We start from the raw sequence: 252 nt of genomic DNA on the forward strand, positions 1-252 counted from the left end.
CATTCGGACGCGGGATGGAGCAGTCTGGTAGCTCGTCGGGCTCATAACCCGAAGGTCGTCAGTTCAAATCTGGCTCCCGCAACCAACTTAAGATATAAGTATAAAATCAGGTCGTCAGTTCCCTTTTAATTAGATATGGGCTCCGATAACCAACTTACGCTTAAGTATAAAAAGCAAATTCTTAAGTTTGAATTAAAACGACTTGGCTTTCCTAAGAAGGTATTAGGACATTCGGACGCGGGATGGAGCAGT

1 tRNA gene is annotated in these 252 nt (G+C 44.0%); it reads left to right on the plus strand.

Features of this window, described 5'->3' with window-relative positions:
- Positions 1 to 8: 8 nt before the first annotated feature.
- Positions 9 to 85: transfer RNA gene (locus tag H4J76_RS19660), tRNA-Met, on the plus strand.
- Positions 86 to 252 lie beyond the last annotated feature (167 nt).

The sequence above is a fragment of the Colwellia sp. BRX9-1 genome (genome assembly GCF_014077195.1).
Classification (GTDB): Bacteria; Pseudomonadota; Gammaproteobacteria; order Enterobacterales; family Alteromonadaceae; genus Colwellia_A.